Source organism: Bacteroides sp. ET489 (assembly GCF_030518095.1).
GTDB classification, from domain to species: Bacteria; Bacteroidota; Bacteroidia; order Bacteroidales; family Bacteroidaceae; genus Bacteroides; species Bacteroides ndongoniae.
The window spans coordinates 1-26,333 of the sequence record NZ_JAULLJ010000005.1 but is presented as its reverse complement, the minus strand read 5'-3'; the positions used below and the strand labels follow the sequence as shown (position 1 = coordinate 26,333).

General features: G+C 42.7%; 23 protein-coding genes. 6 read left to right on the top strand and 17 right to left on the bottom strand.

Annotated features, from left to right (window positions below):
- The first annotated feature begins 191 nt into the window (after positions 1-191).
- On the top strand, positions 192-1,118 hold the full coding sequence (locus Q3C19_RS03985) for a phosphate acyltransferase (RefSeq protein WP_302727394.1): 927 nt from the start codon (positions 192-194) through the stop codon (positions 1,116-1,118).
- 57 nt (positions 1,119-1,175) lie between these two features.
- Positions 1,176-2,258, top strand: a complete 1,083-nt coding sequence (gene buk, locus Q3C19_RS03980) for a butyrate kinase (RefSeq protein ID WP_287641753.1) — start codon at positions 1,176-1,178, stop codon at positions 2,256-2,258.
- Positions 2,259-2,901: 643 nt separating this feature from the next.
- Here buk and Q3C19_RS03975 read toward each other — a convergent pair.
- From Q3C19_RS03975 to Q3C19_RS03915, 13 genes are all read right to left on the bottom strand, one after another.
- Positions 2,902-3,573 carry an FHA domain-containing protein gene (locus tag Q3C19_RS03975; RefSeq protein ID WP_302727392.1) on the bottom strand — a complete coding sequence of 224 codons (672 nt, stop codon included), beginning with the start codon at positions 3,571-3,573 and terminating at the stop codon, positions 2,902-2,904.
- A gap of 3 nt (positions 3,574-3,576) precedes the next feature.
- On the bottom strand, positions 3,577-4,827 hold the full coding sequence (locus Q3C19_RS03970) for a hypothetical protein (RefSeq protein ID WP_302727390.1): 1,251 nt from the start codon (positions 4,825-4,827) through the stop codon (positions 3,577-3,579).
- Between the two features lie 18 nt (positions 4,828-4,845).
- Positions 4,846-6,171 carry a S41 family peptidase gene (locus Q3C19_RS03965; protein WP_302727388.1) on the bottom strand — a complete coding sequence of 442 codons (1,326 nt, stop codon included), beginning with the start codon at positions 6,169-6,171 and terminating at the stop codon, positions 4,846-4,848.
- Positions 6,172-6,190: 19 nt separating this feature from the next.
- The gene (locus tag Q3C19_RS03960) at positions 6,191-7,195 is read right to left on the bottom strand and encodes a hypothetical protein (protein WP_302727386.1); all 1,005 of its coding nucleotides are present in this window, start codon (positions 7,193-7,195) and stop codon (positions 6,191-6,193) included.
- Positions 7,196-7,212: 17 nt separating this feature from the next.
- Positions 7,213-7,860, bottom strand: coding sequence for a porin family protein (locus tag Q3C19_RS03955; protein WP_302727384.1), 648 nt, complete (start codon positions 7,858-7,860; stop codon positions 7,213-7,215).
- A 17-nt stretch (positions 7,861-7,877) separates the two neighbouring features.
- The gene (locus Q3C19_RS03950; protein ID WP_302727382.1) at positions 7,878-9,428 is read right to left on the bottom strand and encodes a WG repeat-containing protein; all 1,551 of its coding nucleotides are present in this window, start codon (positions 9,426-9,428) and stop codon (positions 7,878-7,880) included.
- Entirely contained in the window at positions 9,428-11,032 is a 1,605-nt protein-coding gene (locus Q3C19_RS03945) for an FHA domain-containing protein (RefSeq protein ID WP_302727380.1), read from the bottom strand. Before Q3C19_RS03945 ends, Q3C19_RS03950 begins: the two co-directional genes overlap by 1 nt.
- A gap of 18 nt (positions 11,033-11,050) precedes the next feature.
- Positions 11,051-11,656: an FHA domain-containing protein gene (locus tag Q3C19_RS03940; protein ID WP_302727378.1), complete on the bottom strand. Its 606-nt coding sequence runs from the start codon at positions 11,654-11,656 to the stop codon at positions 11,051-11,053.
- A 20-nt stretch (positions 11,657-11,676) separates the two neighbouring features.
- Positions 11,677-12,768: a PP2C family serine/threonine-protein phosphatase gene (locus Q3C19_RS03935; protein WP_302727376.1), complete on the bottom strand. Its 1,092-nt coding sequence runs from the start codon at positions 12,766-12,768 to the stop codon at positions 11,677-11,679.
- 3 nt (positions 12,769-12,771) lie between these two features.
- Positions 12,772-13,773: a serine/threonine-protein kinase gene (locus Q3C19_RS03930; RefSeq protein ID WP_302727374.1), complete on the bottom strand. Its 1,002-nt coding sequence runs from the start codon at positions 13,771-13,773 to the stop codon at positions 12,772-12,774.
- 10 nt (positions 13,774-13,783) lie between these two features.
- Positions 13,784-15,358 carry a serine/threonine-protein kinase gene (locus Q3C19_RS03925; RefSeq protein WP_302727372.1) on the bottom strand — a complete coding sequence of 525 codons (1,575 nt, stop codon included), beginning with the start codon at positions 15,356-15,358 and terminating at the stop codon, positions 13,784-13,786.
- Between the two features lie 34 nt (positions 15,359-15,392).
- Positions 15,393-16,166 (bottom strand): FHA domain-containing protein, encoded by a 774-nt coding sequence (locus tag Q3C19_RS03920; protein ID WP_302727370.1) that lies wholly within the window; start codon positions 16,164-16,166, stop codon positions 15,393-15,395.
- A gap of 420 nt (positions 16,167-16,586) precedes the next feature.
- Entirely contained in the window at positions 16,587-16,838 is a 252-nt protein-coding gene (locus tag Q3C19_RS03915; RefSeq protein ID WP_302727368.1) for a hypothetical protein, read from the bottom strand.
- Positions 16,839-17,078: 240 nt separating this feature from the next.
- On the opposite strand from Q3C19_RS03915, the gene Q3C19_RS03910 reads away from it, so the two are divergent.
- On the top strand, positions 17,079-18,380 hold the full coding sequence (locus tag Q3C19_RS03910) for a sensor histidine kinase KdpD (RefSeq protein WP_302727366.1): 1,302 nt from the start codon (positions 17,079-17,081) through the stop codon (positions 18,378-18,380).
- A 72-nt stretch (positions 18,381-18,452) separates the two neighbouring features.
- Here Q3C19_RS03910 and Q3C19_RS03905 read toward each other — a convergent pair whose 3' ends face one another.
- The 4 genes from Q3C19_RS03905 to pnp all read right to left on the bottom strand — a co-directional run bounded on the left by Q3C19_RS03905 (position 18,453) and on the right by pnp (position 23,788).
- Positions 18,453-19,973 carry an Eco57I restriction-modification methylase domain-containing protein gene (locus Q3C19_RS03905; RefSeq protein WP_302727364.1) on the bottom strand — a complete coding sequence of 507 codons (1,521 nt, stop codon included), beginning with the start codon at positions 19,971-19,973 and terminating at the stop codon, positions 18,453-18,455.
- A gap of 1 nt (position 19,974) precedes the next feature.
- Positions 19,975-20,670, bottom strand: a complete 696-nt coding sequence (locus Q3C19_RS03900) for a PaeR7I family type II restriction endonuclease (protein ID WP_302727362.1) — start codon at positions 20,668-20,670, stop codon at positions 19,975-19,977.
- A gap of 76 nt (positions 20,671-20,746) precedes the next feature.
- Positions 20,747-21,445, bottom strand: coding sequence for a response regulator transcription factor (locus Q3C19_RS03895; protein WP_022161590.1), 699 nt, complete (start codon positions 21,443-21,445; stop codon positions 20,747-20,749).
- A gap of 165 nt (positions 21,446-21,610) precedes the next feature.
- Complete coding sequence (pnp, locus tag Q3C19_RS03890) at positions 21,611-23,788, bottom strand: polyribonucleotide nucleotidyltransferase (protein ID WP_022161589.1); 2,178 nt, start codon at positions 23,786-23,788, stop codon at positions 21,611-21,613.
- A gap of 260 nt (positions 23,789-24,048) precedes the next feature.
- On the opposite strand from pnp, the gene Q3C19_RS03885 reads away from it, so the two are divergent.
- The 3 genes from Q3C19_RS03885 (at position 24,049) to Q3C19_RS03875 (ending at position 26,295) form a co-directional block, all read left to right on the top strand.
- Positions 24,049-25,200, top strand: coding sequence for a thioredoxin-like domain-containing protein (locus Q3C19_RS03885; protein ID WP_287641758.1), 1,152 nt, complete (start codon positions 24,049-24,051; stop codon positions 25,198-25,200).
- A gap of 187 nt (positions 25,201-25,387) precedes the next feature.
- Complete coding sequence (gene greA / locus Q3C19_RS03880; RefSeq protein WP_071148009.1) at positions 25,388-25,852, top strand: transcription elongation factor GreA; 465 nt, start codon at positions 25,388-25,390, stop codon at positions 25,850-25,852.
- 50 nt (positions 25,853-25,902) lie between these two features.
- Positions 25,903-26,295: an HIT family protein gene (locus tag Q3C19_RS03875; protein WP_302727356.1), complete on the top strand. Its 393-nt coding sequence runs from the start codon at positions 25,903-25,905 to the stop codon at positions 26,293-26,295.
- Positions 26,296-26,333: the final 38 nt, after the last annotated feature.

Here is a 26,333-nt window from a genome sequence, read left to right as displayed (position 1 = left end):
ACTTGTGAGAATAAACCGGGCATACTGGAGTGTTGCGGGCGGCAAACCTTTGGGCTGGCTTGCCTGTTTTTCATAAAAAATGTTTGTTTTGTCGCTATTCTGTCAAAATGATATTATCAGAACGAAATTTTACCCTGTCGTATGCTTTGATTTTCGACATTTTTTCAGATATTTGCTAAAAATCTAACGTTATGGAACCTATTCGGAATTTTGATCAGTTGACCGCCCACTTGAGAACTTTGAATAAAAGGAAACGCATAGCCGTTGTTTGTGCCAATGACCCCAATACGGAATATGCCATCAGCCGCGCTTTGGAAGAAGGCATAGCCGAATTTCTGATGATTGGCGATTCGGCCATTCTGGAGAAATATCCTACTCTGAAGAACTATCCCGACCATGTGCACACGCTGCACGTTGAAGACCCCGACGAGGCTGCCCGCGAGGCGGTGCGCATTGTGCGCGAAGGCGGGGCGGACATTCTGATGAAAGGTATCATCAACACCGACAACCTGCTGCATGCCATTCTGGATAAGGAAAAAGGCCTGTTGCCCAAGGGCAAGATACTGACCCACCTGGCCGTGATGCAGATTCCTACGTACGACAAGTTGCTGTTCTTCTCCGATGCCGCCGTCATCCCGCGGCCTACGTTGCAGCAGCGCATTGAGATGATCTGGTATGCCATCCGTACCTGCCGCCATTTCGGCATCGAGCAGCCGCGCATCGCCCTGATACACTGTACGGAGAAGGTGAGCGCCAAGTTCCCCCATTCGCTGGACTATGTGAACATCGTCGAACTGGCCGAAGCCGGCGAATTCGGCAACGTCATCATCGACGGTCCGCTGGACGTGAAGACTGCTTGCGAGAAGACCAGCGGCGACATCAAAGGCATCGTTTCGCCCATCAACGGCGAGGCCGACGTACTCATCTTCCCCAACATCGAGTCGGGCAACGCTTTCTACAAAGCCGTCTCCCTGTTCTCGCACGCCGACATGGCCGGATTGCTGCAAGGCCCCATCTGTCCGGTGGTGCTGCCCTCGCGCAGCGACAGCGGACTGTCGAAGTATTACAGCATCGCCATGGCCTGCCTGACGAGCAACGGGCAGGACATGAACGAATAAAGCAGGAAGCAAGTCGTTTAACCATTCACTATTTATCATTCATCATTCACCATTTCCATGAAGATATTAGTCATCAACCCCGGCTCTACTTCGACGAAGATTGCCGTTTACGAAGATAACGTCCCCCGTTTAGTGCGCAGCATCCGGCATTCGGTGGACGATTTGTCCGCATTTCCCCGCATCATCGATCAGTTCGAGTTCCGCAAGAATCTGGTGCTCGAAGAGCTGAAGGCCGACGGCATCCCCTTCGAGTTCGATGCCATCGTGGGTCGGGGCGGATTGCTGAAGCCCATTCCCGGCGGCGTGTACGAGGTGAACGATGCCATGCTCGACGACATTGCCCATGCCATGCGCAGCCATGCCTGCAACCTGGGCTGCCTGATAGCGCACGAACTGGCCGTGATGCTCCCCGGCTGCCGCGCGTTCATTGCCGACCCCGGCGTGGTGGACGAGCTTGAAGAAATAGCCCGCATCACCGGTTCGCCCCAGATGCCTCGTGTGGTGATATGGCATGCACTGAACCAGCGGGCCATTGCCAGGCGCTATGCTGCCGAGTGTACGGCGCTCCACCCCGAACATCCCGTTCGTTACGAAGACCTCAATCTGATTGTCTGCCACCTGGGAGGCGGCATTTCCGTCGGAGTACACCGTCACGGGCGTGCCATCGACGTGCCCAACGCGCTCGACGGCTCGGGACCTTTCTCGCCCGAACGTGCAGGCACGCTTCCTGCCGGCCAACTGATAGACCTCTGCCACTCGGGACGTTACACCACCGAGGAACTGAAGAAGCGCATTTCGGGAAAAGCCGGACTGGCCGCCCACCTGGGCACTACGGACATCCCGGCCATTGAGAAGCGCATTGCCGAAGGCGACCGTCATGCCGAGTTGATACTGAACGCCATGATCTATCAGATAGCCAAGGAGATAGGCGGTGCGGCAGTAGTGCTCTACGGCAAAGTCGATGCCATTCTGCTGACGGGCGGCATGGCGCATTCGGAGTACATCACCTCGCGCCTGTGCGAGCGGGTGTCTTTCCTGGCACCTGTGCACATCTATCCGGGCGAGGACGAAATGGAGGCGCTGGCCTTGAATGCGCTGGGCGCGTTGCGGGGAGAATTGCCGGTGCAGGAATATCGCTGACGATTGGACCGGCTGAGAGACACTTGCATTCCATTTATCAATCACTTGCACGGCTCGCGAGCAACACTTGTACGGCTCGCGAGCCGTGCAAGTGTCGTTCAAAGGATATTCTTGCCGACGTTTGTTTCCTCTCCTGACCGTTCTTTTTCTCTTCCGATTTGGAAATATTTTTCATTCTTTGGTGAAGCCGCCTGCCATTTCCATGCCGAATGCTCCGAGAACAGCGTGTTTCAGGTTTCTCAAGGTGAAGTTTCAACGCAATCGGTTGTGTGTCAGTGAGTTGCTGCGAAACTTCTTTCCAGCTTTCAACAGACGTGAAAGATGTGGTGAAACGTTATGTTTCACCGTAAGAGGCTTTTGATTAGAAGTTTATATTCCAGGTGAAGGCGTGACGGAAGATTCTCGAAACTTTGTTCCGAATGGGGTGTGGGGAGCGTGAAACGTCTTTCACAAGCTTTGGATGTGGTGTGGTTTGTTGTGATGTTTGATGAACAATGTCGGGGACACGGGGAGAGTGATTAGTCGGAGAAACCCATGACAGGAAGAAGAAAGTTGGTGTTAAGAGGAAGAAAGATAAAGATTGGAAGTGCCAGATTTCTCTTTGGCATAGTAAAGAGGAATCTGGCTGTGTTCTATACATTTTTTACATGAATAAAGCAGATAGAATGATGAAATATATCAAGGTCAAAAAAATGTTAGCAAGAAATACTCCTATTCCCCATTTCTTCCAACTGTCTTGTACTGTTATGAAATGGTTTATATCACGCCATTTTTTGTTTTCCCATGCCCATTTTGAACCTTTAATGCCGAAGATTATGTTAGGTATTAAGAATGTCCACCAACAGAACATGGCGATAAGGAAAGTCCACCACATGCCGTTAGCAAATCCCCATAACGGATAAAGGAAAAAAGCTCCCCAATTGAATTTGTTGATTTCTAATTCAATTTTCATGGTATTCTTTTCATCCTGTTTGATAACATTAGTCTGAGGATTTATGATAGTACCTGTACTTCCTGGCGATGACGGGTAGATTTTGGTAGGTTGTTTTACTTGTGGAAAATACATCAGAATCTTGTCCCAAGTTAAGGGGTACTTGTTTGCTATCAAGATTGAATCGCCTATTTTTATCGGTACCGTCCGGTGATGAACCATGTTACCGTTGATTACGGTGCCATTGCTGCTCATGTCTTTATAGAACAATCCCTCTCCATTGCTGTAAATCAAGGCATGTTTGTTGCTGACATAAACTTGATTAGGGCTATAAAGTATGTCGCAGTCGGAAGCCCTGCCGACTGTTACTTCCCGTGGTATCATATGTTACATTATTTTAAATAGTATGACGGATTTTTTTTTAGCATTGTATATTGCGTAGATGCCTTTATCGCTAAACTCGTAATCGGATTTGTAGGTACTGTTTATACTGGTTTGTACTTTCACCGGTCGGATATTTGATTTTACTATGTCCTTATATGTGAATCCCCATATAATATTTTTCTTTTTTTTGTCAATTGGTATTTCTTTGATTTTTACTATTTCTATCGCTTCGTCCTGTGTGTCGTTTTCAAAACGTGTTTCTATGCTTATTTTGGTGACAGATTCTTTTGATTTAATCAAATTCATGCAAGAATCACAGGGCTGGATAATGATATAACTTCCCTCTTCACTTACTTTGACTTCATGAGTTGCCTGTCGGTTGATAACTAATTCGCCTGGTCTTAAAAGGATATCGAAGAGAGGTTTATATTTAGGGTTGACTTCTTTTCCATATTCTGTTACTTCGGCCAACTGTACGCTTTTTGTTTCTCCATTCTCTGTTTGTATCAGTAGATAGTCCCCTATAGCGTCTTTGGAGTTGAAATTCTGCTCAATGATGATTCCCCGATAGGTTTCATTGTTTTTCAACCGAACAACGTCAATCAACTTACTTTGTTCAAACAAATCTTGGTTCGGGTTGATTTTTTTCATGGAATATTTTACGACTTTATTGGTCTCGAATACCTCAACCACTCCATTATCTCTGTATAGGCTGAGCGTTTTTCCTGGTACTTCTTCTACGTATTGCCCTTCAATTTCCTGTCCATTGTCCAGTTTGTATACCCTATTGATGCCGCTCAAAGCTGTTTTGGGACGTTTCTCTGCTTTTACTACGGCAATCGTATCCCAGTTGAGGGAGAATGAATTATTTCCCAAAGCAAGGTATTTGACTTTGGCTCCTTTTTCCAACACACGTACCTGATTTATGACTTTTCCGTCCATGTAGATATCACTTAAAACCAAAATGCGATTATCGCCTACTCCTTCGAACGCATCGTTTTTTTGTGCCCATTCTACCCATTCAGGTGACAGTTTTTTGATGTTTATTTCATTATCTCTGCATGAACTGACACCTGTTACATAGACTACTGCTTTTTGAGCAATGAAAGTGAAATCCTTTCCGGGTCTTTGCGTGGAGATATAGCCTTCCAACTCAGATCCGTTTTTTAACACCATTGTCTGCACGATAGTTGCGTGTATTGAGCTATAGCTCAGCAAGCAAAAAGTAATAAGAAGTAAATGTTTTAATTTCATGATGATATATTTTTACTATTATTTATTTTTAAAAAATGAGGGGAAACCTATCGGTGATAATCCTACATTTTTTGTCTGGATTTGTTCTTTGTTCAAAGTGTTGTCTGAAAAATCTCCTGTTCTGATGTGGCTAAACGCAGCAGAAAGCAATGGCTCGTTTATGTCACCCAATTCCATTTTGGTTGTTTCATATCCGCCAGGGATTATCTTATCGACAGGAATTCCTTTATCAGGAGTTGTTTCCATCATAGCATTATGGTATCTGAATATAATAGGTTGCAGTTCATATTTATATTTCTTATCGCTGATAGTCCATGAGCCTACTCCTTTTCCATAAGTTTGTTCGCCAATCAATACGACATCCATATATGGCTTGAGACAGATGATAGTGGCTTCGCTGGCAGATGCTGTGTATGAGGAAGTTAGAATATAAATCCTTTTAAGTTTCAGCCCATACATAGAGCTCCCTATATATGAACTTTGTCCATTATTGGGTGTTTCATAATATTCTATGGTTAATCCTTTTCCAGTTGTCTCTTTATATTCTGCTGTAACACGGTCGTTATAGCTGCATTGTTGGAATATTTGTCCATAACCATTTTCTGGTATGATAGAGTTGCATAAGTAACAACAAGTGCGGACATATCCTCCGGGGTTATAGCGCAGGTCTAAAACTAATTCTTCAATAGAGTTTTCGTAGAATTTTCGCATGCTGTTTTCTAAGTCAGCAACAGCATTGAATTCTAAATAACATAAATACCCCACTTTACGGTTATTTATGGTATAAATTGAATCTATATAGACAGTATTCTGATAGCTATCCCATTTTTTAGTATTTATCGAAATGCATCCTTCAGGATGAAACTTACCTTCGATCCACGTTCCTTTTTCAAATGTTAGAACTTCTTCTTGCGTTTGAATTTCACGTAACCATTCTCCTCTGGAAAGTGTCTGCTTAAGTTCTTTGGAAGTGACATACAAAACTTGAAGAAATCGCTTATTGTCTCCAGTCTGATACTCCTGGTAAGCAAAACCATAATCCGTTTTTTCTATATTTCCGGTGTAATCTGTGTTTCGCTTGCAATATGAAAAACGATCTTCGGGAGATAACAGAGTTTTGTAGAATGTTACAGGGTCTGTGGTATAATCACATGCCAAAGAATCTGGTAGTTGTTCTCTCCATAAGTAATAGTGATTCATTTGGCCGTAAATCCACCTGTTTTCTTCATCGTAAACTCCAATCACTGGATTGTCCACAAGTTCATCCGACAATGGATTATCATTGTCGGATGAACAACTGCATAAAAATATCAGGCATAGTCCAAAGAAAAGTCTTTTTATCATACCTTATTATTAGAAAGGATTATTTGATATCTTTCAGATACAACTTATTTCCTTTAGCTGGAGTATAAACTTCTTCTAAGGTATTTATATGGGGTATGCTTAAACTTCTGGTATCACTGCCGTTTACCTTTCCGTATTCAGCAGTGATTTTGCCACTTTCTTCATCTTTCAGGTTAAGAATGAAAGCCCATTCATCTCCTGCTTGTGGAGTAATGGTCATAATACTCGAAAGGTCGATCTGCTCATTTTCTGTTAAACAGGTAAATCTTAGATTTTGGTTGGAAACAGGCAGAATATAGTAATATCCATATACGCCACTTGAGGAGGGATAGTCTGTTACATCAATAAAATCAATCCACCAGTCAAAACTTCCGTTGTTGTTTTGAGCCGTGATTGAATAGCTGCCATCCATGTTGAATACACATTGTTCAGCTATTTTTGAGGTTTCCAAGCCTATAGTAACTACATCCGGAAATGTATGTATATTTTGATACCAGATAAAATAAATGGCACCGGTAGGCTGTACGTTTATTGTAATGTCTGGCTGTGATGTTCCGTCGACAGAAAAATCTTGTTTGGAGATGCCAAGAATTTTGTTCTTTCCTCCAATATATCCGGCATCATTAATATAAGTGTCGGCCAATCTCTGGTGGTCGCTTAATGTCCAATATTCAGAAACAGTGCCTGATGCTTTTCCTATAATGTCGGTAATGGCAATAGCGGTATATGAACCTTGAGGCAATGCGATACCAGAATTCATAATGACAGAATAGTTAGTGAAATATTGTGTATCTTCTTTTACAAGAATGCCATCAGTTCCATAAATTAGCAAGCGAATTCTTAACTGATAGTCTGTATCGAACGATTCCAAATCTCCAGCTTGCCATTCCCACGTGAATGGAGCGATAACTGTGGATGGATTGATTTTGAAATTAGTTGTGTGACTGATAGTAATATCGTCATTCGTACATGAAGTAATAAACGCCATGATGAGGGCAAATGCCCCAAATAGATTTTTTTTCATACAATTTGCTATTATCGTTATTTTATAAGATTGAACAGCCAGCCTACTGATACGGTAACCGTGCTGACTTTTCCATTAAAATTCCCGGCAAGTTCGCTCATGCCTAAATTATACCGTGCACTTGCTGTAAATCCATTTTTACTCTTATATCCTATTCCGGCAGTGAGCATTACGTCATAACCTTTTATTTCCTCTGTTTGTATTACAATGTTTCCACTTTGAATCTTCTCAGGAGAACTGTTCAATGTGCCGCAGATGGTAGGGCCAAGTTCGATGCTCAGTTCCGGCATGACAAAATACTGAGCCAAAATAGGCACTTCAAAATAGGACAATTTCAGATTTTCATAATCAGTTTTAATGGTTCGTTGAGAGTACATTGCTTCCAGTTGTATACCGAATCGTCCTGTACCGCCTTCTGCCTTGGGCGTACGGCGTCCAAAATGAATACCGGCAGCCAATCCGCCTTGAAATCCTATTCCGCTTTTCGGATTTAATCCAAACTCGTCTGACAGTCCTGTCATAGAAGCAAAGTTTACTCCTGCCTTAGGTCCTAAATAGATGCGATATGGGGAATCTACTATTGTTGTGGCAAATTCCTCCTCTTCCTGTGCCGATACGGTAAGCGTAAATACGGCCATGAATAAAAATAAGAAAATCTTTCTCATACTTATGCTTGTTAAAATTAAATAAATGGTTTGACTTTGATTTGTTTATTCTTACTTATTCCATCGGATGTTTTGACAAATATCTCAACTGATTTACGCTCTGTAATATTGCGAATAGCAGTGGAGACTCTGATACTACTCTCAGGAGGAACAGATACTTGTTTAGTTACTATTTCTATGCCGTTTCCTTCGAAGGTAACAGTTGTATTCAAAGTTTCGAACGATCTGTTTGTAAGAACCGCATATATAGTGATTTCGTTATTGCTGTTCGCCCGTGCATAACCGAATTCGTCTATTACAATATCTTCTGTTGTCTGTGGTTCAGTCAAAACAAGGGGTGCAGAAACGATATAGTTGAACTTTACGTTTCGTACGTCTTCACACAGAAGTAGCCCATCAGCGCGTAATTCAAATAGATATGAATCCTCCTTCTCTTCTTTGTTTTTAGGTGACGGGATGAATGTGTAACCTCTTCGGCCGTTTTCTGAAACAGCTGTGGAAATATCCATTTTATCTCCGGTTCCCTGCCCTTTATATACTGATAATGCAAATTCTTTACTTGCGTATTCGTTTGGAATTGAAAGGGTGTAGCTGACCTTTTCGCTTTTTCCGTCCTTTATATTGACAACCGATTTATCTATATTGGCTATGATAGAATTGTTGACGAGTTTCAGTACTCCGTATTTCCCGTTTAGTTTTACTTTGGCATATCCCTCTCTGAACGGGGCTGCTTCTGAAAATTGAGCCGGTAAGACCATTACTCCATCTTGGGTTCTATAACCTTTCCCATTCTTGTCTGAAAATACTTGAATGGCATCGTTGGAAACGGGTGTCGATTGCATTGTTTCATTAGCACTTGTGGAAGTGCGGAACTCATAGTTCTTTAGTTTTCCGTTTCCAGCCTGTTTGGCTTCTCGAAGGATTCTGCCGGATGTATTTATGATACACCGTTTCACCCCTACAGACTTGCCTTGTACGAAAGCTTCCCCTTTTTCGTTGAATGAAGTCCCACTGACCAGGATATATCCTTCTGTCTCCAATTGCGTAGACAGTTCCGTCCCGTTTTCGCGTAAATATGCAATTTCTCCTTTCTTTTTATAAACACATGCCAATCCTTCATAGAAAGGATAGGTTCTGTAGTACTGGCATTCTTTGAACAAAGTTCCGTCTGTTTGCAGATAGCCATATTTATTGTTGGCATCAAAGATGACCAGTTTGTTTTCTAAAAAGAATGGATATTTTTCGGTGATATAATATTGGCCTGTAACATCGATTTTTTCATACGTTTTTTGGCTGATAATACCCTTTACTACATATTTTTCTTTTTCGTATTGTAATGCCAATGCAAAATATCCGTAGAAGGGCGTTATCGAGTCATACTCGGCAGGTATCAGTTCTTTTCCTGTGATATCGGCCAGACCGACTTTGCCCTGCTTTCTGATTTTATACAGATTACCATACTCCTCCAGCGATTCGTATTGAGGAGTAGTGGACCAGAGTGCTGTTTGAGCTTGTGTCAAACAGCACATCCAGGAAAATGCCCAACATATAAATAAGGTCTTTCTCATTATTGTTCTAACTTATCTGTCTTTTCCAATAGTTCTTTCACATATTTGGCTAATACGCCTTTTGACATTGTTGTATTGTTAATAGATTTGTTTATAACTCCTACCAAACGGCCTTTTTTATCCAATATAGGTGAACCGCTAGCTCCGCCAATGACTTCGCCTTGTAAATCAACTTCATACTTTCCTGGTGTTTTGCTGGCTTTTACCTCATTCAGCAGAGGTTTCAATCCGCCATCTTTGTTGTTGAGATTTAGTCCTGTACCGGCGGGATAGCCAATATAATAATAAACTTCTTCCAACGGTTCGACCTTTTTGCTGTCTGTTATGGCTTTTGATATGTCAATGATATTTTTGATCGTAGCTGGTGTCTGTTTGCTGTTGAGCTGCATGACAGCTAAATCTATTTTCTCATCCTCAGTTTCATTAATTACTGTGCACCGATCAAATTCATCCATTGAATTGTAAAAATGGTTGGAATATCCTACAGCAATGTAGTCATGTGCTCCGGTAATTTCGATTGGTGATTCTTTGTATGTCGATATCAATGAACTCAACACTTTTAACGAAACTCCTTTCTGGTACAAATCAATTAGCCATGGCTTCAGTAAGAAAGAAGATCTGTTAAAACGATCAATTTCGCTATCTGTTCTTAATGAATTGATGGGTAACCACATATCTCTAAGAAGTTTAATTTGCAGTTCAATTTGCGTCTTTTCATCTTGGGAAATGTATTCCCACGGGCATGCCACATGTCTGTTGGTTATCATTTTGCCATCTTCCGAAATAAAGAAAGCGGTACCTGAATATCCCATTGGTGAATAATCATTTCCGATTATGCCATAATTCCCTTCTGAATCTGTTCCTACGCTAAATATTTCCGGATAATCAGATACTTTATATTCTTTCATTATCTGAATGAAAGGATCATTTACAATCTTTACATTGTAATGATAGTAACCATGTACATAGGCAACAGCCGGGATGTAATCTTTAGGTTTGAGATTGGGCTTGATAAACTGCATAACTCCAAATACTATGCCGACAAGAATTACCGCCACGGCCAGAAAGCCGGCAATGGATTTAAACGGGGATGGTGGAATATAAGACTTTATATCTACTGGAACGCCACCGCATACTACTACATCCTTACGTTTGATGCGGATATTCTGCCCGGGGGTTATTTTGTTTCCATTTACCGTTGTTCCGTTCTTGCTATGGTCTTGGAGGTAGGGCTTTCCATCCTTGCCTATCTTTAATGTCGCATGGTAGCGGCTGACTGTGTTACCGGAAATCTGAATTTCGTTCCGGAAATTGGTACCGATGCCGTACATCGCTTTAAAGTTGCTGTTATTCTCGGGCATAGGTATCTGGTTCCACATCAACTCCACGTCGCCAAATCGGATAGCGTCTCCCCGACGGACAGAAATAGCCACACCGGGTTTAATCGGTTTGTTCATGAGGAATGTACCGTTTCGGCTGTTTTTGTCTTCCAGCAAGATGTCACCGTTGTTTAGAATGGTGATTTCTGCATGGAGGGAACTTACTTTGTCGCTATGCAAAGTTATATCGCAAGCTGCGTCTCTTCCTATCTTTAATAATCTCATAATCGTATCGTTTTTTAATTATCCAATCGGTCTGTCATTCTTTGTGGAATCTGATTTCGATTTGTTTTCATTCTTGTCTTCATTCTTTTTTTTATCCTTTTCTCCCTTTTTTTTGTTGGGTTTGTCAGGATTGATTAATTCAGTTTTTTTCTTTCCCTGTTCTTTTTCTTTGGCTTTATCAGTTGAGTCTTTTTTAGCAGTTTCTTCTTTCTTCATATCTGTGGAATCCTTTTGGACTTCTATGGTAGGTTGACTTCCTTTATTGGTGGGGGTAGAATCCGGGGTGTAATAGGTATAACCCAGCCATGCGCATACCGCAACCACTACCGTAATAATCCCTATTAGGATGTATCGCATAGGCTGATTGGTTGTGGCAGGTACGGCATTCCAGTCAAGTTTAGCTATATGGGCGAAAGAGATGATGTCCTTCTTGCTGACAGGAACTGGTACGTTAGGCGAAATTCGGATGCCGTTCACATAGGTGCCGTTCCGGCTTTGATCCATGATAGTGATTTTCCCTGAAGAGGAAATGGTGAGCACTGCATGTCTTCTGCTTATTACATCCGTACTGTCGTTAATCACAATGTCGCAGTTCTGGTCTCTTCCTATAGATAATGCTTTCATGATAATCTCCTCCTGCTACTTTAGTCTTTTAATTTCTTTTTCAATATCACTTCGATATTTTCCTTGAGATTGGAAGCGTTCTCGTCTTTTAGTTGCAATTCGATTTCCCGAAGGACGTTTCTGAACTTTGTTGTATCTTTTGTTAACTTATTAGCTACTTTTGTAATAGAATCAACCCGATTCTCTAATGCTTTGTTGCTTCTAACAAGTTCTTTTTCGTTATAGCCTGACATGCTGACAGACAAGTATATATTTGCTATGAGACTTATGACACATACCATGCCAATCAGTGCTAATATTTGCTTGATTCTTTTACTCATTTTTTCTTTCTGTATAGAGTTTAACTTTGTTTCTACGATTGCTAATGTCAGATTATCATGTCCTCCACCACTAGAGTGTCCAATGTTGTCTATTTCCGTTGCCATGTTATCGACTACATTGGCCAACACTAATTTGCGGTTGGTTGCCAGTTTGATAATCTGCTTTTCCTCCATGGCTCCATGTATCCCGTCGGTACATAGCAGGAAACGGTCGCCAACTTCGTAAGGCCTTTCTACTACTTCTACCTCCACATCCAGTTTGATTCCTAATGCGCGCGTTATGACGTTGGATTGAGCAGACAGCCGTGCTTGTTCTTCTGTGATGACTTTCTGCTTTACTAAATCAAAAACCATCGAGTGGTCGAATGTGCGGAATATTTTCTTGTGTCCTCTTAGCTGATAAACACGGCTGTCACCTACATGCGCAATGGTGGCCGATTGTGAGTTTATCAACAGAACGGTACAAGTAGATCCCATCCCTTGCAGCATGGGTTGTTCGTTGCCTGCTGCGATAATGGCCATATTTGCTCGTCGGATAGCTTTAATTAAGATGTTGGAGACTTTTTCTTGCTGGTCGGCTTCTTGCACTCCTGCTATGATCTCCTTTACGGCAATACTGGATGCGGTTTTTCCTCCGGGACCCCCTCCCATGCCGTCGCATACTGTCACAAGGAATCCTCTTGGGGTGTCTGCCCAAGAAAACGAATCCTGGTTTTCAGCTCTTCCTCCTATCCTTGACTCGGCAAATCCAGTGATAAGTGGAGATTCGGTTTTCAATTGTACTAATTCCATTGTTTATAGAATGAATATTAATAATAATATGATGATAACAGCCAAGCCGGCAATACCTCCAATACAGATATTTTGGTTGCGTTCGAGCCAATCTTGCAATTGTGTCGTAGTGGATGCGGGAGGCATCATCGCTTGTTTGATGGCTGTTTTGAATTCAGTAGCATTTTGATAGCGTTTGGATTGGTCCTTTTCGGTCGCTTTCCAGATGACCTGCATCAGTCTCTTGGGGATTTTGTCATTGTAAGGCAATGCCTCTTTCATTTGCTTGGAAAGGGTTTCAGCTTCAGTTGGCGCATCGAATGGGTTGACTCCTGTCAGCAATTCATAAAATGTTACTCCCAATTCATAAATATCTGTTGCTGCGTTAATCATTGTGCTGCTGTTTTTGTCGCGGGTGATTTGTTCAGGTGCCGAATATTGGGGCGTACCAATGAATCCAAAGGCTGAAAATTGATTGCCTCCATTCATTCTCGCAATTCCCAAATCCATCAGACGGATATTTGATTCGTTTTCTATCATAATGTTTGAAGGCTTGATGTCACGATGAACAACTCCACGTGAATGTACGTAGTCTAATGCGTCCAAGATAGGGTATATGACATGGCAAATTTTATCAACTTTGTCCGTAGCGTCTGTTAGATATTGTTTTACATAGGTGTCTATTTGCATTCCGGCAACGAATTTGCTAAGGATAAATACCGGTCCACTATTCGGCCCGTATTCGCAATAGCCTATCATTTCTACCAAATTCTGATGGCGAAATGCTAATGATGCCTCTTGCTTGGCACGGTCACGAATCATTTTATTGTTTGCAAAGCAATCTTTTACGCGTTTAACCGCTATTTTTTCTCCATTTTTACAACGAAATCCTAAATAGACAGTTCCCATTGCTCCACTTCCCAACGGTTCATCAGATGGATTATAACAATACCATTCGCCCATAACAAATAGATAAATGTATGGATCACCTGGACGTTGTACTACATTTTGTTTTGGTGTCTGCATTATTAAACTGTTATTCTAAATTCTTGAATTCCTTTGCATAATCTTTGTATATCTTCTTTACAGACTGTATTATCTGCTCATTTTGATCTTTGGTCGCGATTTCCAATGCACGGTCTAAGTATTTTTTTGATTTTTGTAGATCTCGTGTATTGGGGTCTAAGGATATTCTGTCGCCTACTAAGAAATCTAACCCTAAGGCATAAAGCGAATTGCAGTCGTTGGGATTGATTTCTACCGATTTTTGGAGTAACAAATGAGCTTCTTGGCTATTGGCCTTGATTTTCGAAGCTAGTTGTAAAGTCCAAATGGAATCGGGAACGTTGTCGTATTCTTTTCTTGTTTTTCCGTCGAATTTTAATCGGCTTAATAAATAGGTTGCGTCATAATTCCCTTCTTCCATAAGCGTATTCAACTCCTTCAATCCTTCGTGAGCCGTTTCCGCAGATTTCAATTTTTCGACAGCTTTGCTATATTCTGTTTGGGGAGTGGTTGCAATTGCTGGGGTAGAGAAATCTGTTGTTGTACCTTCCTCTCTTGTCCCTTTTACTATCCATATTATGGCAGCAATGATAATGAGTGAGCCTACTCCAATTGATAGCCATTTTCTTGTTTGATTATATTTACTTATGCCAATAATTTTAGGCGAAGTTGGAGGTAGTTTGTCTATTTCTACCCTGAATTCAGCTGCGCTTTGGAAACGGAGCTCTTGTTTTTTGTTGGTGGCCTTTGCTATAATTGCTCGTATATTCTTACTCGGTATCGTGTTCAATGGCATCCGTTTGTGCAGTTGCATGTCAAGTACTTCGTGGTTGGCACCCTCGAAAGGACGTGTTCCCATATAAAGCTGATAGAAGAGGATGCCAATGGCATAAATATCGGTAGTGACGTTTTGATGTTTGACATCTCCCAATACTAATTCAGGCGCAGCATACCAAGGTTTTCCCATGAATACGCCTGCAGTGGTCAGTGCCTTGTCGTGCGTATTCAATGAGTTGATGTATTTGGCTATACCAAAATCAATCAGTTTGATATGTCCTTTTTTGGTTATCATGATATTAGTAGGGTCTATATCGCGATGAATATATCCCGCATCGTGTAAGGCCATGACTCCCGACAAGATACTTCTTATAATGGTTATTGCAAATTGGTAAGGATTGTTTTGATAATCCCGATACAACTTCTCCGCAAAAGGAATGACAACTCCGTTTTGGTCCGTAACTTTCCCTTGTAATAGATCGTCCAGCATTACCCCCTCTAATAGTTCACTGACTACATGGTATCTTTTTACAACTTCGCCTATTACATTCCTTTCTGACGTTTCAATGAACCCCAGCATTTCTATCAGGTTGTCATTGCGTAGTTGGATAGATGCTTCGCGCCGTGCTCTTTCAATCACATGATCCGGCAAATCGCTGAACATGAATTTGATTGCGACCAATTTGAACGTGCCGGTTCGTTCATCTACACATTTTCCTTTATATACCTTTCCCATGCCTCCTTCACCTAATGGCTTGTCTGCAGAGTCAAACTCATAGTAAAGGTGGTTTTGTTTTTCGTATTCGCTTTGTAATCTTATAATTGCCATCCTTGTTATATTTACTAAAGTTTCCGTTTAGTATTTACATTCCTACCGTACCACCGGGCTTAATCGAACCGCTTCCGTCCATTCCTACAGTTCCGTCCGAATTATAAGGATTGTAGTTCCCGGTCGTTCCTGTAAATTTTGGCGGAAAATCTGTATCATCATACCCCGGTTGCGTGTTCCCTCCCGGTGAATAGGGATCCGGCTCATTGTTTGGGAATTCTCCAGGATTATTGATCGGTATGAAGTTGGGGGCTACTTTCAAACCCAAAGCTTTTACGTCAATCAGTAAAATGACCAATTCGTAGTTTTCTCCAATTGTTATTATATCTCCGTTGAAACATTCCATTGCTGAAAATCCAAGACTTTCTCCATTTATCATTGTTCCATTTGTAGAACGGGTATCGCTGATTGAGGCTATCGTCTTTTCTGGATTTTTCATTTTACGAACGACTAACACGGCATGCTCCCCTGATACAGTACCTTCTTGCAAACATATGTCACATTTGGGAGAACTGCCGATAGTGTTTTGTCCTAAATATAGAGGCCAATATTCACCTATGCCTTGGCGTGAAATAGAATATAGAAAACCGAAAACTGGTTTGCCAGGCTTAGTATGCGTGTGCATGCTTTCTTCAAAAGACGTGGAAGCGTGTGCCTTAGGTTTATTAACACTTTCCATTCCAGGAACTATAGTGCCTTTTGTAGAATATCCTCCATTATTGCCCCTTGAATAAAAATCTGTGGGCTGTTCATTTCCAAAGTTTCCTCCGGATTCCATCCCGGGGACTACAGTTTTGTTTTGTGACATAATATTATAAATTAACTAATTATATTATTACCACAAAAATATTGAAATTATTTTTTAAAAAAAAATTACCTGATGTGTTGGTTTGCACTAAATGTTTTTTTTGATGGATTATGCAGTCGTAAATTGATACTATTCGGTAGAAAAAACAGAGAATGAAAATGTGATGTTTGATAAATAATGCCAGAGTTATGGAAAGGGGAGGATAAGGCGGAACGATAATCCATGGTAGGAAGGCGAGAGTTGGGGGGAAGAAAGAGAAAGGTTGAGAATATCAAATAAATCTAATCCGAATTATCGAATCACAATATATTTGAGCAATTTCTCCTTGTCTGTACCGCCTTTATTTGAAGGAGTTGTTTAAAGGCGGTTGGACAGTGGAATGCAGATAACTGTTCTGCATGGGGCATATTGCCTCCTGAGTCAGGAAGACTTTATCACCGAAATAAGGTACGAGACGGCCGTGACAAGCAGTACGATACCTGCAAAAACGAGCAGATTGCTGAGGAAACTTTTCTGGTTCAGCTCCGCTACCAGTTTCTTCTTGAAGAAAACAAGTAGGAAAGCCGCACCGGCAATTAAGAAGGCTCTGCCAATGAAGCCGTAAGGGATAAAGAATGCCGATGCTATCAAGGCAAGGGCCAGCGGACGGAAAATGTTTTCTTGATGTTTCATGGTTGGTATCAATTATAGATTTGTTTTCATTGTTTATTGCGAAAATAAAGTTTTCGAATAGTTGATAATGTTATTATTACGTTAATATTATGTTATTGAATCTGATACAAAATTAGCCAAGTTTTTCTTTTTGTCCCTGATTAGTGATATTTTTTTTCGAAATGGCGCGAATGAGTGCAAATTTGTTTATCTTCGTAGATTATTTGTTGACATTGTATTAGCTTTTTGCATAAAGATATTATGAAAAAATATATTAAAATATTTACAATATTAGGACTGATGTCTATCTTGATTATACAGTTCACGTGGTTATATTCGTCTTTTCAAGCTATAAAACAAAATATTGCCCGAGAAAGTAATATGCTTTTAAAGGAAGCTATTGATAGAGAAGTCTTTATTCGAATAGATAGTCTTAATCCAACAGAAGATATTGTTGTGAGCCAAGAGTCCACTTTAGAAGGAGAAGTTAAAGTACAAACAGAGTTTTTACAAGAAGCTGCATTAAAATATGGTTCGGATGTTTCATTATATAGATTACAAACTATCTTTAATAATTTATTACTTGAAAATGAAATGCCAGAGATTATTCGTATTGATAAAATAATAGATAATGATTCTATATTAGAGTTCATTGGGACTACAAAATCTTCCTGGGGGGATATTAAGACGAAACGGATTCCTATACGGTTAGATAGATCTGTTGTTTTACAAGCTGTATTGGCAAACCCTGTAGCATCTGTTTTTAAGCGTATGGGGCTTCTAATTGTTGCAACTGCAATTTTGATGTTTTTTGTAATAGGATGTCTTTTTTATCAAATTAGGATCATATTGAAATTAAACAGGATCTCCCAAATCCGTGAAGACTTCTCTTATGCTCTTATCCACGACATGAAGAATCCGCTCAGTACCATATTTACTACGCTGAACTTCTTGCATACCGGTCGTTTGGACGACAAACCCGAAAAAAGAGAGAAATACTTTCGGATAGCAGAGGGCGAGGTTGACCATTTGTTGACGCTGACAAATAAAGTTCTGACAGTATCGAAACTGGAGCAGCATAAACTGGACATGCAAAAAGAAAAAATCGAGTTGCTTCCTATGATAGACAAATTAGTCGATAAGTTTACTGCCAAAGCGGATAAACCGATATGTTTTATTAAAGACTTGCAGGCAACAGAGGTATATGCCGATGCGGAATACTTGGAAGAAGTGTTGGATAATCTGATAGACAATGCCGTCAAGTATTCGAAAGAGAATGTAGAGATCACCCTCAGTTCGTCGTGCAACGGCAGGCACACCTTCCTCAGGGTGCACGACAACGGAATAGGCATTTCGGATAAAGATCAGAAAGTGATATTCAACAAATACGAACGTGGTGCCGCCGGACGTCGGAAACGGAAACAGGGGGCTTCCGGTTTCGGTCTGGGGCTGAACTTCGTGCAACAAGTAGTGGAGGCACACGGTGGGAATATATTCGTAAACAGCATTGAAGGCGAATTTACCGAATTTGTTATATCTCTGCCGTTGCAAGATTTGAATTAGAAACAGCTTGTATGATTAATTCTCTATGAGTGGTGGTGCTAACATTAACGATCTTGATGTTTCCTGGTTACTTTATGCGATAATGTTGTTTACTACGGTGTTTATTTCTGATAAATTTCGTGCATCGTATGATGATATCAACGCTTTCGAATCGGAAGGTGCTATAGCATGAATGTCAGGTACCCTTAGTTTTCTGATGTATTGGCTCTGCCAGCGCGGATATCCTCCGTTCATGTGGTTGGCCAGTTGGGATAACTGGGATGTAATGAAATCGGACATCAGGACTGCACTTAGCATTTTGAGACTGTCGACATCACCTCCTGTGATGTAGTACAGGTTGTGGTGCGGATAGTAATGTCCGTTGTCTATCAATATTAGGCTGTTTGCCGAAATGTCCGGTAACAATATTTTGGGTTGCGATACGAGTTCTTTGTATATCCGGTCGATTGTGCGATACCAGTGTGATGGCTTTTTTTGTGATACATACCTGCTTTGCAGCGTTTTTTGATGAGCTTCCAAATAGGCTTTGGCTTTAGGAAACAGATAAAGGTCGATTATTTTGCCGTTTTCATCGAACGGATTGAATATATAATTGCCACTCCAGCACAGCCGATTGTTTCTGATATCTTTGGATGTGAGGATGGGGAGTAACAACTCTTCTTCTATCAATTCAGGCAAGTCTTTTCCGATGAATATCTTATCGGCACCGGTGGCTACTCCTATGCCGATTTTGAATCCCATATCTTCGATGGAGGTAAGCTTGTTTATGCCGGATGCTGTGTGGAAGGTTTCGTTCCAGTTGCCATTGCGGGGCATTCGGTAGTGGAGGGCTGTAGCTTCGGGCAGCGGCATATTGTTCAAGTCGTTCACCTCTATATATTGGAACGATTCTTTTGTGGGGCTGTTCTCGATAAGGCTGATGGCAGGATATGCGATAACTTCCTCCTGAAAAGGATTCACTTTTTCCAAGTTGACGATTGCCAGCAAGCGGAAAGATGAAGAAATCAGGTTACGCAGATTGTGTCCATACTGGTTTTTCATCCATCGGTTCGAGCAGATAAAACAGTGTTTGCCGCCAAGACGCAAACTCCGCAGTGATTTTTCGAAGAAAGCCACATATAAGTCTGCTCTATATCTGAATGTCGGAAATAATTTCCGGTACAATTCTTTTTGAGGTACGGCTATTTGTTCGTGACGTACATAGGGCGGGTTCCCGATTATCAGGTCAGTATTCGCTACATCGGCTATGAGGAAATCTTCGTTTCTGAATATATTATCATTTATGTTTATTTCGGGAAAATGCGAATGTATTCTGTTTATGCTGATATCTATGTTTTTCTGATCGATGTCATAGCATATCAGACAGCGGTTTATTGCTTCGGAAGGATTGAATCCGAATACATGGGCCGACCGGATCAGGCGTGCGATTATTTCGATGACGAACTCGCCTTCTCCGCAGGAAGGCTCTATAACGTTCACCGATGACAAATCGCGGTCGGGAGTATATCCCGACAAATCCAACATGTATTTCACGACGTCCGGCGAAGTGAATACATTATCGCGTATCTTTCCGGTAGGTCTGGTCTTGCTCATCTTATGCAATAAATTCGTTTGCTACGCCTTGCAGGTGCCCGGCGAAGGCAGTCAGGAAATTGTTTATTGAAATGTCTGATGCTACATCGCCGTATGTAGAAGAGTCTGATGTCCAAAGTAGGGCCGTGGCGGTATAATGTCGCTCAAGAATCAGTTTGCGGCACAAAATAGCATATCTGTCGATATACGATGTTTCCTTGAATTCTTCCAGTACCTTGAAATGCGGTTCGGTTACTCTGATAATGGAAGTTGATTTCTTGCAACGTTCTACAGCCATTAGGTATCCAACCCAAGGCGCGTTTTGATTGGGAAAAACATTTTCACGAAACGCAGTCCATAGATCTACTGCCGACCCCAGCGCTTCTTCTGTCCGATTATTGAAATTGTTTCCGAATGATCCGACTTGGGACTTGAACTCGATAGCTGCAATCAATTTGTTAGTAGGCGATACAATCAAGAAATCCCAGTCTTTTGTCGGTCGGAAGTAACCGGGTAATTGATTGCGCTTGGTATAGATGCAGTTTTGCGGGATACCCATGTCTGTGGCTACTTTGGCGAGCAGTTCAACGAATCCGTCCATTTGTTTTCCTCCAGTAACAGCTCCTCTATTCCCTGTGTCGCGATTATTTCGATCAAGTTGGCTGTTCAATTGCCTGTTACGGGTGTCCCAGAAACAAGCAATTGCTTTTTGTATCATTTCGGTATAATTCCTTATATTGAACAGCATATTTTTAGTGAATATGAGATTTATGAAGGTATGATTTCGTAATTCTTTATTTCGTCACCAGCATCAGCCCCACACCACGGACAGTTTTGATTTCGATATCGTCATCGGCTTCGAAAAGCTTGCGGAGCTTGGAGACGAAGACGTCGAGGCTGCGCGAGGCGAAGTAGTCGTCTTCCGTGTTCCAGCAGCGGCTTAGGATGGCTTCGCGGCGGACGGTCTCGTTCTTGTTCTGGGCCAGAATCTGTAGTAGTTTGGTTTCGGTGGCGGTCAGTGTCTGACGCTGACCGGTACGGTCGTTGCGCAAGGTGCCGTGTTCGGTGTCCAGGGTATAGGATCCGAATTTGCAGAAACCGGTCTCTGTGCGGGTATGTGTGCCCTGCGTCATCTTCAGCACAGCCTTCATGTGCGCGTCCAGTTCGTCGGCAATGAAGGGCTTTTTCACGTAGTTGTTCACGCCCAGTTCGTAGCCATGCTTCACGTCCTTGGGCGAGGTGAGGGCCGAGGCGAAGAGGATAGGCGTGTCGGCATCGGTTTCGCGGATGCGCCGTACCATCTCGAAGCCGTCCATCACGGGCATGTCGATGTCGCTGATGATGATGTCGGGTCTGAACGTTTCCCATACTTTCAGTCCTTCTTCGCCGTTGGCAGCCGTCTGTACTTCATAGCCGCCGATGATGTCTTCCAGTCCGCACTGCACCACGTAGCGCAGGTTCGGATCGTCTTCTACCAGGAGTAACTTGATCATGGTTTCTGTGTATTTTCTGGCAAATATACGTATTTTGTAAACATCTTAACGAATAAGCCGCCAACTAATTAACCTGTTTCTAACTGGGCATATTGAAAAAAAGAAGAGGGTGCGTCGCCGTAGCAATGCACCCTCTTACGCTATATATAGAATTGATTACGTCCGTTAGTCTTTGTTGTTGGACTTCTTTTCTCTTCTCGGTCTTTCGGGACGTTCCGTATAGCCTTCGGGCTTCGGAATCAGTACCTTGTGAGACAGTTTGAACTTACCTGTCTTCGGATCGATTTCGAGCAGTTTCACGTCGATGTCGTCGCCTTCCTTGATTCCGGCTTCTTCTACGGTTTCCAGACGCTTCCAATCGATTTCGGAGATGTGGAGCAGACCGTCCTTGCCCGGCAGGAACTCAACGAACGCACCGTAAGGCATGATGGAGCGAACCTTGCCTTTGTATACTTCGCCTACTTCGGGGATAGCTACAATGGCCTTGATCAGGCGGATAGCATCGTCGATGCTCTGCTTGTTGTTGCCGGCAATCTCGATACGGCCCACGTTGTCCACTTCTTCGATGGTGATGGTAGCACCGGTTTCTTCCTGCATACCCTGAATGATCTTTCCGCCCGGGCCAATGACAGCACCGATAAATTCTTTCGGAATGGTCATTGTTTCGATGCGCGGAGCGTGCGGTTTCAGGTCGGCACGCGGTTCGGCGATGCACTCGGTCAGTTTGCCCAGAATGTATTCGCGACCTTCTTTAGCCTGCAACAAGGCTTTTTCCAGAATATCGTACGACAGACCGTCTACCTTGATATCCATCTGAGTGGCGGTGATACCGTCTTTGGTTCCGGTTACCTTGAAGTCCATATCGCCCAAGTGGTCTTCGTCGCCCAAGATGTCGGACAGAACGGCATATTTCTCTTCACCCGGATTCTTGATAAGACCCATGGCGATACCTGAAACAGGTTTCTTGATCTTCACACCAGCATCCATCAGTGCCAATGTACCGGCACATACGGTAGCCATGGAAGAAGAACCGTTGGATTCGAGGATATCGGAAACAACGCGCACTACGTACGGATAGTCTTCAGGAATTTGTCCTTTCAGCGCACGCCATGCCAAGTGACCGTGACCGATTTCGCGGCGACCTACACCGCGCTGTGCTTTAGCTTCACCGGTAGAGAACGGGGGGAAGTTGTAGTGCAACAGGAAGCGTTCTTTATCTTGGTTGAGAACATCGTCTACAATCTTTTCGTCCAGCTTGGTACCCAGTGTGACGGTAGACAATGACTGTGTTTCACCACGGGTGAAGATAGCTGATCCGTGAGGGCCAGGCAGGTAGCCAACCTCGCACCAGATGGGGCGTATCTCGGTTGTCTTACGTCCGTCCAGACGCTTGCCTTCGTCGAGGATGCAGCGGCGCATAGCCTCTTTCTCGACATCGTGATAGTAGCGGTCGATGAGCGGAGCTTTTTCTTCGAGTTCCTCTTCAGTGAACTGTGCTTTGAATTCTTCGCGGATGGCATCGAAAGCGTCCTGACGTGCGTGCTTGTCACGGTTGCCTTCGCTGGCGATGGCGTATGCCTTGGCGTAGCAAGCGTCGTGAACGGCCTGACGAAGTTCTTCGTCGTTCACTTCGTGGCAATATTCGCGTTTTACAGTCGAACCTACTTCTTCGGCCAGTTCCATCTGTGCCTTACACTGAATCTTGATAGCTTCGTGGGCTGCCTTGAGGGCGGCGAGCAGTTCTTGCTCGGAAACTTCTTTCATTTCGCCTTCCACCATCATGATGTTTTCGTAAGTGGCACCTACCATGAGGTCCATATCGGCCTTTTCAAGTTGTTCGAAAGTCGGGTTGATAACGAACTGTCCGTCGATACGTGCAACACGTACTTCAGAAATAGGACCGTTGAAGGGGATATCTGAAACGGCAAGAGCGGCTGAAGCGGCTAATCCGGCCAGAGAATCCGGCATGTCTACACCGTCTGCCGAAAAGAGGATGATATTGACATATACCTCTGCGTGGAAATTGTCGGGGAATAAGGGGCGGAGAGCACGGTCTACAAGGCGGCAAGTCAGAATTTCGTAGTCGGAAGCACGTCCTTCACGCTTTGTGAAACCTCCGGGGAAACGTCCGAAAGCGGAGTATTTCTCTTTGTACTCTACCTGTAAAGGCATAAAATCTGTTCCGGGAACTGCGTCTTTTGCGGCACAAACAGTAGCCAGCAGCATGGTGTTTCCCATGCGGAGCATTACAGAACCGTCTGCCTGTTTTGCCAGCTTTCCCGTTTCGAGAGTGATGGTTCTTCCATCGGGCATCTCGATCGTCTTAACAATTGGGTTAATCATAAAAAATGTTTTATATCTAATTTTCTTTCAAAATTCGCGCAAAGATACATATTTTATTCTTCTAATATGGTGTGAATGAGATAAAAAGTTTGGGTTTTGCCGTTTTTTTGCTTTTCGAAGCGGAAGAAGTGTTGAAAATGCTTTGACTAAACTCGAAAAGAAGTATATTTGCACGGTTTCTACGACCGTTCTGGTGTTGCGGCGCCTGTTATCCGGCAGCAGAAACAAGGATTTAAAAAATAAAAATTAGAATGAAGCATATGAAGAAAATCTTTTTAGCCGTACTCGTGGCGGCTGGTTTGGGGGCATGTAATTCGGAACCGAAATTTGAGGTGGAAGGAAAGATTGCTGATGCGGCAGGCAAAATGCTGTATCTGGAAGCATCGGCCTTGGAGGGTATCACACCGCTGGATTCGGTAAAGTTGGGCGAAAGCGGAACTTATTCTTTCAAGCAACCCCGTCCCGAGTCTCCCGAATTCTATCGTCTGCGGGTAGAAGACAAGGTGATCAACTTCTCAATCGATTCGACCGAGACGGTTCAGATTGATGCACCTTTTACCGATTTTGCCACTACTTACGAAGTGAAAGGATCGGCCAACAGCCAGAAAATAAAGGAACTGACGTTGAAGCAGGCAAAATTGCAGAGTGATGTAGATGCTTTGGCACAGGCTATGCGCTCTCATCAGATTGGAGTCGATGTGTTTGAAGACAGTCTGGGCATGTTGCTGAAGAACTATAAGGATGATGTGAAGATCAATTATATCTTTGCAGCTCCCAATACGGCAGCGGCTTATTTTGCTTTATTTCAGAAGTTGAACAATTACCTGATTTTCGACCCGTTGAACAACAAGGACGATGTGAAGTGTTTTGCTGCTGTAGCCACAAGTCTGAACAACTTCTATCCTCATGCCGACCGTTCGAAGAATCTGTATAACATCGTTATAAAGGGTATGAAGAATACCCATGCATCACAACCGAAGGCTTTGGATATTCCTCAGGAGGTGATTCAAGAAACGGGTGTAATTGATATCAGCCTGCGCGACATGAAGGGCGACATGCGCAAACTGACCGATCTGAAAGGAAAGGCTGTGATTCTGGATTTTACGATTTATCAGACTGCCGTATCGGCTACGCACAACTATCTGCTGCTTGACTTGTATAAGAAGTATGCTGACCAGGGGTTGGAAATCTATCAGGTTTCTTTGGATGCCGACGAACATTACTGGAAGACGACAGCCGATAATTTGCCGTGGATTTGCGTACGCGATGCCAATGGCATTTACTCTTCAGTAGCAGCTTCGTACAATGTAAAAACGGTGCCGACACTGTTCCTGATCAACAAAAATAATGAGTTGAGCGCGCGTGGCGAAACAATAAAAGACTTGGAAGCGGCAGTAAAAGCATTGCTGTAACTTGTTATAAATTAGAATATTTCATTTAAATATGTTACAAAGCACTCCTTTTTACTTGACACGCATGATTTAAAAGATTATCTTTGCCCAACAATACGGAAAGAGGGTTCCAGCATGATGACCATGTTGGAATTCTTTTTTGTTTATAAGAACATTAATAAATTAAAATAATAAGGAGGAAAAAAGTATGGCTTACATGTCAGAAGAAGGCTACAACAAATTGTTAGCCGAATTGAAACAACTGGAATCGGTGGAGCGTCCTAAGATTGTAGCCGCTATTGCGGAAGCCCGTGATAAGGGTGACTTGTCGGAAAATGCCGAATATGATGCTGCAAAAGAGGCACAGGGTTTGCTCGAAAGCAAAATCAACAAACTGAAAATGGTGATTGCCGATGCAAAAATCATTGATGAGTCCAAACTGAAAACCGATACGGTGCAGATATTGAATAAGGTAGAACTGAAGAATGTGAAGAATGGTATGAAGATGACTTATACCATCGTTTCGGAAAGCGAAGCCAACCTGAAGGAAGGAAAGATCTCGGTCAATACACCGATTGCCCAAGGATTGCTTGGCAAGAAAGTGGGCGATGTTGCCGAAATCAAAGTACCCCAAGGTATCATCAATCTGGAAGTAGTAAACATCTCATTTTAAACGGAAGGCAGGTCTCTGTATGGGGCTTGCCTTATTTTATCTTTATAGTTATGGCAACAATATTCAGTAGAATCATTGCAGGTGAGATACCCTGTTACAAAGTAGCGGAAGATGACAAGTATTTTGCTTTTCTCGATATCAATCCGCTGGTGAAAGGTCATACGCTGGTAGTTCCTAAACAGGAAGTGGACTACATTTTCGACTTGAACGATGAAGATCTGGCTGGTATGCAGGTTTTTGCCAAGAAAGTGGCACTTGCTATCGGTAAGGCTTTCCCTTGCAAGAAGGTGGGAATGGTTGTGCTGGGACTGGAAGTACCTCATGCGCACATTCATCTGATTCCTATGCAAAGCGAGAAAGATATGCTTTTTTCCAATCCTAAATTGAAACTGACAGACGAAGAGTTCCGGGCTGTGGCCGAAGCTATTCGTTCTGCGCTCTGAAAAAGCCAAATTCTCCTTCTTTATACATAAAAAACAGC